Source organism: Nocardia sp. NRRL WC-3656, assembly GCF_000720265.1.
Classification (GTDB): Bacteria; Actinomycetota; Actinomycetes; order Mycobacteriales; family Mycobacteriaceae; genus Nocardia; species Nocardia nova.
The window spans coordinates 1-8,500 of the sequence record NZ_JOJF01000062.1 but is presented as its reverse complement, the minus strand read 5'-3'; the positions used below and the strand labels follow the sequence as shown (position 1 = coordinate 8,500).

At 70.0% G+C, this 8,500-nt stretch carries 7 protein-coding genes, 1 rRNA gene and 1 pseudogene; 2 read left to right on the top strand and 7 right to left on the bottom strand.

Annotated elements, in window-relative coordinates; all coding sequences use genetic code 11:
* Nucleotides 1-103: 103 nt before the first annotated feature.
* The gene (locus IG65_RS0133550; protein ID WP_030518953.1) at nucleotides 104-526 is read left to right on the top strand and encodes an SRPBCC family protein; all 423 of its coding nucleotides are present in this window, start codon (nucleotides 104-106) and stop codon (nucleotides 524-526) included.
* 15 nt (nucleotides 527-541) lie between these two features.
* On the opposite strand, the gene recN is transcribed toward IG65_RS0133550, so the two are convergent.
* From recN to IG65_RS0133530, 4 genes are read right to left on the bottom strand one after another with little or no spacing between them, the layout of a single operon-like run.
* Complete coding sequence (gene recN, locus IG65_RS0133545) at nucleotides 542-2,317, bottom strand: DNA repair protein RecN (protein WP_030518952.1); 1,776 nt, start codon at nucleotides 2,315-2,317, stop codon at nucleotides 542-544.
* Nucleotides 2,295-3,320, bottom strand: a complete 1,026-nt coding sequence (locus tag IG65_RS0133540) for an NAD kinase (protein ID WP_081879943.1) — start codon at nucleotides 3,318-3,320, stop codon at nucleotides 2,295-2,297. Before IG65_RS0133540 ends, recN begins: the two co-directional genes overlap by 23 nt.
* Nucleotides 3,317-4,153 (bottom strand): TlyA family RNA methyltransferase, encoded by an 837-nt coding sequence (locus tag IG65_RS0133535; protein WP_030518950.1) that lies wholly within the window; start codon nucleotides 4,151-4,153, stop codon nucleotides 3,317-3,319. The genes IG65_RS0133540 and IG65_RS0133535 overlap by 4 nt, the downstream gene beginning before the upstream one ends.
* Before the next feature lies 1 nt (nucleotide 4,154).
* A complete protein-coding gene (locus IG65_RS0133530) occupies nucleotides 4,155-4,445 on the bottom strand; it encodes a hypothetical protein (RefSeq protein WP_030518949.1) in 291 nt (96 codons plus the stop codon).
* 161 nt (nucleotides 4,446-4,606) lie between these two features.
* Here IG65_RS0133530 and IG65_RS0133525 point away from each other — a divergent pair, with 161 nt between their 5' ends.
* On the top strand, nucleotides 4,607-5,314 hold the full coding sequence (locus IG65_RS0133525; protein ID WP_081879944.1) for a YdcF family protein: 708 nt from the start codon (nucleotides 4,607-4,609) through the stop codon (nucleotides 5,312-5,314).
* Between the two features lie 66 nt (nucleotides 5,315-5,380).
* On the opposite strand, the gene IG65_RS0133520 is transcribed toward IG65_RS0133525, so the two are convergent.
* The 3 genes and pseudogenes from IG65_RS0133520 to rrf all read right to left on the bottom strand — a co-directional run bounded on the left by IG65_RS0133520 (nucleotide 5,381) and on the right by rrf (nucleotide 8,306).
* Complete coding sequence (locus tag IG65_RS0133520) at nucleotides 5,381-6,268, bottom strand: HAD-IIA family hydrolase (protein WP_036526520.1); 888 nt, start codon at nucleotides 6,266-6,268, stop codon at nucleotides 5,381-5,383.
* 3 nt (nucleotides 6,269-6,271) lie between these two features.
* A pseudogene (locus IG65_RS39980) lies at nucleotides 6,272-7,360 on the bottom strand (hypothetical protein); the annotation flags it as partial.
* Between the two features lie 809 nt (nucleotides 7,361-8,169).
* A 5S ribosomal RNA gene (gene rrf / locus IG65_RS0133500) occupies nucleotides 8,170-8,306 on the bottom strand.
* Nucleotides 8,307-8,500: the final 194 nt, after the last annotated feature.

The following is an 8,500-nucleotide window of genomic DNA, read 5'->3' as shown; positions in this document are numbered from 1 at the left end:
TCCTTCGGAGCCTCGAACAAGGCAAAAACCCATCAGCTACACCCCACCGCTCTGGGCATCCAGGGCACCAACCCCAGACACCTACAAACTTAGGGAGAACGCCATGGCCAGTACCACCGTCGACACGGTCATTCCCGCACCGCGCGACGTCGTCTACAAGCTGTTCGCCGAGCGCGACAGTCTCAACGGCTATCTGCCCGTGCGCATTACGCTGCGTCAGCCCGGCGCCCCCGAGGCCTCCGGCGTCGGTGCACGCTACCTGGTGGGCGTGGGCGGCATCGGTGTGACCGAGGAAACCACCGAACTGGTTCCCGGTGAGCGCATGGAATACCGGATCATCGCCGGTGCGCCGGTGAAGCGGCACGTCGGCACCATCACCTTCGCCGACGCCCCGGGCGGCACCCTGGTGTCGTACCGGATGGAATCCGAGCCCAAGCTGCCGGTGCCGGACAAGGCGACGGAACTGTTTCTGCGCGGCCTGATCTCGCCGTTCCTCAAGGCCGCCAAGAAGGCCGTCGCCAAGTAGACGCTTCGCAGCTCGTCAGCCCGCCGCCGAGGTGGTGTCGGCCTTCTCCGCCCGCGCGGTGGCCAGCAACTCCTCGGCGTGGGCGCGGCCGGTCTCGGTGTCGTCGAGACCGGCCAGCATGCGAGCCAGCTCGACGACTCGCTCGTCGGTGGTCAGCGCCCGCACCCCGCTGTTGACGCCCTTGCCGTCGTCGACCTTGTCCACCACGAGGTGGGTGTCGGCGAAGGCGGCCACCTGCGGCAGATGAGTCACAACGATGACCTGATGGGTGCGGGCCAGCCGCGCCAGCCGTCGCCCGATCTCCACCGCGGCGCGGCCGCCGACACCGGCGTCGACCTCGTCGAACACCATGGTCGAGCCGTATTCGGAGGCGGCGAGCACCACTTCCAGCGCCAGCATCACGCGCGAGAGCTCACCACCGGACGCACTGCGGCTCAACGGCAGCGACTGCGCGCCGGAGTGGGCGGACAGCCGGAATTCCACCTCGTCGACACCGGACGCGCCCGCATGCAGTTCCGCCCCCTCGACGGTGATGGGCGCACTGTCCTGCGCGGCCGCCGCCAGTGGCCGCACCTCCACCTCGAGTTTGGCGCGGCCCATCGCCAGTCCGCTCAATTCGGCGCTCACCGCGGTCGCGAGTTTGCGAGCGGCCTTGCGCCGGGCGGCGGTCAGCCTCTTCGCCGTCTCCCGCACCTGCACGGCCGCGGTCTCCACCTCGGCGGCCAGCGCCGCCAGCGCCTCCTCCGACACGTCGAGGGAGGCCAGGCGGGTGCGCGCCTCGTCGGCCCAGGCGATCACCGCGTCGACATCGGGTGCGTATTTGCGGGTCAGCGATTTCAGCTCCGCCTGGCGGGTGAGCAGGCTGTCCAGTGCCGCGGGATCCGAGGGCAGATCCGACAGATACGAACTCAACTCGGTGGTCACATCGACCACCACCGCGATGGCCTCCCCCAGCCGCGGCGCCAACGCGGTCAGCGCCGGATCGTCACTGGATTCCAGCCGGGCCCGCGCACCACCGAGCGCGTCCAGCGCACCGGCGCCCTCACCGTCGCCGGAACCCGCGAGGGCCGCGTGGGCGGCGCCGGCCGCCTCCCGCAGCGAATCCAGATCGCCGAGCCGCAGCACCTCGGCGACGATGCGCTCGTCCTCACCGGGTTCCGGTGCGACCGTATCGATTTCGTTCAGCGAATGCTGCAGCCGATCGGCCTCGAGGGCGAGTTCACGGCTGCGCGCGGTGCGTTCCAGCAGCTCGGCGCGAGCCTGCAGCCAGGTGCGGCGGGCCAGCTGATATTTGCGCAGCAGCCCGGCCACCGCATCGCCGGCGAACCGATCCAGGGCCTGCAGTTGCTGATCGGGACGCTGCAGCCGCAGCTGGTCGTTCTGCCCGTGCACGGTCAGCAGCGGCGCCGTGAAATCCGACAGCACCGCGGCCGGCACACTACGGCCACCGAGATGGGCGCGGGAACGCCCGTCGCTGCCGACGGTGCGCACCGCGATGACACTGTCGTCGTCGTCGCGTTGCGCGCCGGAGGATTCCAGCACCTTCTCGACCTCGTCGCGGGCGCTGTCGTGCACGTCCTCGACGGTGAACCGGCCTTCGACCACGGCCCGCTGCGCGCCCTGACGCACCCGTCCGGCGTCAGCGCGGGCGCCACCGAGCAGATGCAGTCCGGTGACCACCATCGTCTTGCCGGCACCGGTCTCACCGGTCACACATGTCAGTCCCTCGTGGAACTGCGCGGTGGCGGTGGATATGACGCCGAGGCCGTCAATCCTGATCTCTGTCAGCACGTGTGCTCTCCGTTCGGCGGTGTTCGCTATCGCCTGAGCCGGGTTGCTCGGTGGGGGTGCGGGCCGGCTCCGGCGCGCACGGCCGTTCCGGCCGCCGGCCCCGCCAGCCTGTCACGGGTAAGCGGAACTTGCGCACCATCCGGTCGGCGAAGGGGGCGGAATCCAACCGCACCCACCGCACCGGTTCGGCGCCGCGCACCGCTTCGAATCGCCCACCGCGCGGCAATGCCAGCGTACGCCGGCCGTCCAGGAAGACGATCGCATCATGGCCTGTCGCAACGGTTTCCACCGCGATCCGCGACTCCGGGCTGGTCACCAGCGGCCGCGCGAACAGTGCGTGCGCATTGCTGGGAATGACCAGCAGCGCCTCGAGTTCGGGCCACACCACGGGACCACCCGCGGAGAAGGCATAGGCGGTGGAGCCGGTGGGTGTCGCGATCAGCACGCCGTCACAACCGAATTGCGACACCGGGCGGCCGTCGACCTCGAGGACGACCTCCAGCACGCCCATCCGGGCGGCATTCTCGATACTGGCCTCGTTGAGGGCCCATCCGCGTTCCACGACAACATCATCGACGCGGATACTGACATCTACGGTCATCCGCTGCTCGATGCGGTAATCGCCGCGCACCACCTGGGCCAGCGCGTCGTCCAGATGTTCGGCCTCGGCCTCGGTGAGAAAACCGATGCGCCCGAGGTTGATTCCCAGTACGGGAACCCGGGCCGGGTGTGCCATCTCCGCCCCGCGCAGGAAGGTGCCGTCGCCACCGAGCGCGAGCACCATCTCGCAGCCGACCGCGGCCTCGGGACCGTGCGGCACCACCCGCACCGGATAGCCGTCGGGTTCGCCGGTGTCGTCGAAATCCAGCTTGGTGCTGTAGGCCTCGTCCTCGAGGACGCGCAACCCGATTCCGGCGTTGGCGAAGATCTTCGCGACCCGATGCGCGGTCTCGAGCAGTTCGGAACGGCCCGGATGGGCGACGAGCAGGATCTCCCGCTTCACTGTGGCCCCTCCTCGACCGCACGCTGCACCAATTCGCTGATATCGGGCTCCGATTCGGTCTCGGCCGAATCCGTGTCCGGTGTGTCCTTGCGCAGCCACAGGAAATACTCGACATTGCCCGACGGGCCGGGCAACGGGCTGGCGACCACACCGCGGGTACGCAGGCCCAGCTCGGCGGCCGCGGCGGCCACCTCGGTCACCGCCTCGGCGCGCAGAGCCGGATCACGCACCACACCGCCGGAGCCTACTCGCTGTTTACCGACCTCGAACTGCGGTTTCACCATGGGCAGCAGATCCGCACCCGGTGTGCAGCAGGCCGCCAGCGCGGGCAGCACCAGCGCCAGCGAGATGAACGACAGATCCGCGACCACCAGCTCGACCGGTCCGTCGATCGCCTCGGGCGTCAGCGCGCGCACATTGGTGCGGTCGAACACGCGGACCCGCTCGTCGTTGCGCAGCCGCCACACCAGCTGGCCGTAGCCCACATCGACGGCGACCACCTCGCGGGCGCCGCGGGCGAGCAGCACATCGGTGAATCCGCCGGTCGACGCACCGGCGTCCAGACAGCGCTTCCCGGCCACGCTCACCCCGAGCGGCTCGAACGCCTCCAGCGCCCCCAGCACCTTGTGCGCACCACGCGAGGCCCACTGGACCTCGTCGGGTTCCTCACGCACCAGCAGTGGGGTATTCGGCTCGACCGCGGTCGCCGGTTTCGACGCGACCGCACCGTTGATCAGGACGCGGCCCGCGCCGATCAGTTCGACCGCGTGCTCTCGCGATCGCGCCAATCCGCGGCGAACCAGTTCGGCGTCCACTCGCGCGCGCCTGGCCACCTCAGATCTTGTCCACCGTCGCCAGGGCGCCGACGAGCACCTCGTGGGCCTGTTCGAGAATGCGCGCCCGCCGGGTGATATCGCTTCCCGCGCGGTCCACCCCGTCGGCTTCGTCGCTGCTCACGCGCCGCGCTCCGGGCAACTCCGCCAGCAGCGCCGCCACCTCGGCCCGCACCTGCTCCGGATCGGCGAACTCCGCCGTCCCTCCCGCGAGATGCTGCCCGGGCAGCGGAACTCCCGGGCGAGGACCGGAGGAACCGGACGGATGCGGACGCGGAATGGGCGTAGTCATGGTGCCGACAACGCTACCGGAGTTCCACGACGGACAGGCAAGCGGCGGCACGGGTGAAACGGAGGTCACGGTGGCGTCCAGCGGCCGGGCGCCGGGTGCTCGACATCGACAGCTCCAGCCCAGGACCGGTGGGGTGCGGCGAGTATTGGCACAATGGCGGCGTGGGAGGTAAGCGACGACAGGTATCTGTCCGGTTCGTCGCACTCGCGGCGGCATCGACGGCGGCCGCGGTGGTCGCCGCCGCCGAATACGCCCACTGGCGCGCATCTCGGCGACTGCTCGGACCGCGGCGGGAACCACGAACCGGCGGTGTGGACGCGGTGGTGGTGCTGGGCTACCCGGCCACCGCCGACGGCCGGACGCGCGCGCTGCAGCGCTGGCGATGCCGCATCGGCGCCCGCTCGCTGCCGCGCGACCGCGACGGATTCCTGATCTTCACCGGCGGCGCCGTGCACGGCCCCTGGGTCGAAGCGACGGTGATGGCCGAATACACCCGCGCCCACCTCGGTGTTCCGCTCGAGCGAATCCGCACCGAGACATCGGCCGAAACCACATGGCAGAACATCGAATTCACCATTCCCGCCATGGAACGAGCCGATCGCATCATGATCGCCTCCGACCCCATGCACGCTGCCCGCGCCCGCCGCTACCTGTGGGCGCAGCGGCCGGACCTCGCCGAACGCCTCGTTCCCGCCGCCGACTACCGGCCGCTGGAATGCTGGTGGCTCAAAATCCCCACTGCCGCACACGAATCGGCGGCGATCACCCGGCGTCGCGCCGGAGCTGCGGCCACCCCGCTGCTACGACGCCTGGGCATCCTCCCCGAGACCGCGGCAGCGTTCACAGCTGCCGAGGATCGCCGCGATTGACCGACGATCCCGGCGTGGATCGGGCAGTCGTCGACTCGGCCGTGGTGAACGCCGTGAGCCGGACAGTTACCGAACCAATTCGATTGCGCGACCGGGGTTTTCGTCCAACAGCCTGACCAGGTGGTCGACCGTGCCACCCTCGGGAGAATCGTGCCGGATCACCGGGTGATTCAGCGCGTCGAGAGTTCGGGAGATGTAGGTGGGCCGGTGGTCGGCGGGGCGGGCTCGCAGATCGTCGAGGGTGCTGACGCCGGTGAGGACCATCAACGACGGCAGGCCGACGCACCGGGCGCCGTCGATATCGGTGTCGAGACGGTCCCCCACCACGAGCGCGTCGCGGGTCGCCGCGCGGACCAGCGCATCCTCGAGCAGCGGTGCATAGGGTTTACCGGCAACCACTGGTTCCTGGTCGGTCGCGGCTCGCAATGCGGCGACCATCGCGCCGTTGCCCGGCGCCAGGCCGCGCTCGTTCGGCAGGGTGGCATCCGCATTCGCGGCCACCCACAGGGCCCCGGCGCGCACGGCGTAGGCCGCCTCGGCGAGGTCCGGCCATCCGGTCTGCGGGGAATGCCCCTGCACGACCGCGGCGGGAGCCACGCCGTTGAAACGCCGGATCGGTTGCAGGCCGACCTGTTCGATTTCCGCCGCGAGGTCGTCGGTGCCCACGATCAGCACGGTGGATCCGGCGGCCAGCCGGGAGGCGAGCACATGCGCGGCCGCCTGTGCGCTGGTAACGACCTCGGATTCACCTGCGCCGAAACCCAATTCGCGCAGATGCGCGGCCACCACACCGGCCGACCGGCTGGCGTTGTTGGTGACGAACATCAGCTTCTGCGCGCCACCGCCGGCGTCGAGAGCAGCGGGTGCGCCGGTGATCACCTGCGCGCCCCGATACAGCGTGCCGTCCAGATCCAGCAGGAGGGCCTCGAAGCTCTCCCGAAGCGATGCTGCCACTAGTTACTCCACGTCGTCGTCGACCTGTGCGCCCGCGAGTTCGTCGGCACGCTCCTCGGCGTCGGTATCACCGTCGACATCGGCCGCGGCCGCATTGAGGAACCACTGCAGTGCCTCGTCGGACCGGCCGGCGGCGAGCAGCGCCTCCGCATAGGCGTAGAACAACCGTGCCGAGGCGGAACCGGAGCGCGAGGGATCCAGTTCCGGCGTCTGCAGGGTGACCACGGCCTGATCGTATTGGCCCAAATCCATTCGCGCACCTGCGACGACGATCCGCAGCTCGGTCGCCTCGTCGCCCGACAGTGCCCGCGCCTCGTCGCTGCGGCCGAGTTCGATCGCGCGTTCGGGCCGCCCCAGCCCGCGTTCGCAATCGGCCATGACCGCCAGCAGACCCGAGCCGCCGGACATCCGGCGCGCGGTACGCAGCTCGGACAGAGCTTCGGCCCATTCACCCGCGTGATAGGCGGTGACACCGGCGGTTTCGCGGACCACCGCGATGCGTCCGGCGCGGCGCCGTGCCGCGCGCGCATGTTCGAGTGCCTGCTCCGGGTCCTCGTCGAGCAGCCGGGCGGCCATCACCAGATGCCGGGCGACCGCCTCGGCGTTGTTCTTGTCGAGGCTCAGCAGATCGCGGCGTACCGCGCCGTCCAGATCGCTCGCCTGCACATCGTCCGGCAACGCGGGCTCATCGGGCCGCCCCGCCCGGCTCTCACCGCCGACGCGCGCCCCTTCACCACCCCGTCGCCGCGGCTCCCGGTCCTCGAAGTTCGCGCCGCCCTCCGCCGATTCTCCGGTGTGCGCGGTGGTGTCGGCCTCGTCCGCCGATCCGAATCGACGCTCGGCATCCGCGCCACCGCGCCGGAACCCGCCGCGCCGATCACCCTCGCCCCGGCCGTAACCACCCGGACGATCCTCACGGCCGCTCGGACTTCCCGGTCGCCGGCCACCTTCGTCGCGCCGGAATCCGCCGCGGCGATCATCTCCGCCGCGCCCGTAACCGCCGGACCGCCGATCGCCCTCGTCACGCCGGAACCCACCCGAGCGGCGATCGTCACCACCGCGACCGTATCCCCCGGAGCGACGATCGTCGCCGCCGCGCTCGAAACCACCGGAACGCCGGTCGTCGCCACCACGGTTGTACCCACCGGAACGACGGTCGTCGCCACCACGGTTGTAACCACCGGAACGACGGTCGTCGTCGCCGCGGTTGTAACCACCGGAGCGACGGTCGTCGTCGCCGCGGCTGTAACCACCGGAGCGACGGTCGTCGCGACCCCGCTCGTAACCGCCGGAACGACGGTCGTCGCCACCGCGCGGGTGCCCACCCGAGCGACGATCGTCGTCACCACGGTTGTATCCACCTGATCGACGGTCGTCGCCACCACGGTTGTAACCACCGGAACGGCGATCGTCGTTGTCGCGCTGGAAACCACCGGAGCGACGGTCGTCTCCGCCACGTTCATGGCCGCCCGAGCGGCGGTCGTCTCCACCGCGCCCGTGACCACCGGAACGACGATCATCGTCGCCGCGCCGGAAACCTCCGGAGCGTCGGTCGTCTCCACCGCGGCCGTAACCGCCGGTGCCGCGCTCGGATCCACGGCGGTCGTCGCCGCGCCCGCTACCTCCGCGCCGATCGTCGTCACGGGCGCCGTATCCGCCCGAGCGGCGGGCGTCGTCGCCGCGCCGGAAACCTCCGGAGCGACGCTCCCCTTCTCCGCGGTCGTGGGCAGGTGTGCCGGGGCCGGCCGAGTCCGGACCGGTACTGCCACGGCGGAAGGGTCTCCTACCGTCGTCATGCTCCGACACAGCGTTACCTTTCTCTGATCCGGCACGAGCAGCCGGTGACGACATGCAGACCGTGCGCCGTCCGCCGGCACCCATCTGCAACCACCATAAATTCAATCACGCGACACGAACGCTTCCCCACTTGCCCGGCCTGCGCGCGCATCGCGTCGAGTGCAGTACCATCGGCGCAGGTGGCCTTAGCTTCCGGGTTCGGAATGGGACCGGGCGTTTCCCCACCGCTATAGCCGCCGTAACTCTATGAAACTATCCACCTAAGGGGGTGTGGGGGCCTAGCCCCCACATTCCCTTCCAGGGGTTCAAGGGGCCGAAGCCCCTTGCCTCCCAACGGAGCAGTGTGTTGTTTCAGATACCGCACAGTGGACGCGTAGCAGCTTTGTTGGTAAGTCCTCGGCCTATTAGTACCAGTCACCTCCATGCGTTACCGCA

Excerpts from the sequence above, each read along its gene's own strand:
- IG65_RS0133550 (WP_030518953.1), top strand. The coding sequence starts at position 104 with ATGGCCAGTACCACCGTCGACACGGTCATTCCCGCACCGCGCGACGTC.
- IG65_RS0133530 (WP_030518949.1), bottom strand. The coding sequence starts at position 4,445 with ATGACTACGCCCATTCCGCGTCCGCATCCGTCCGGTTCCTCCGGTCCT.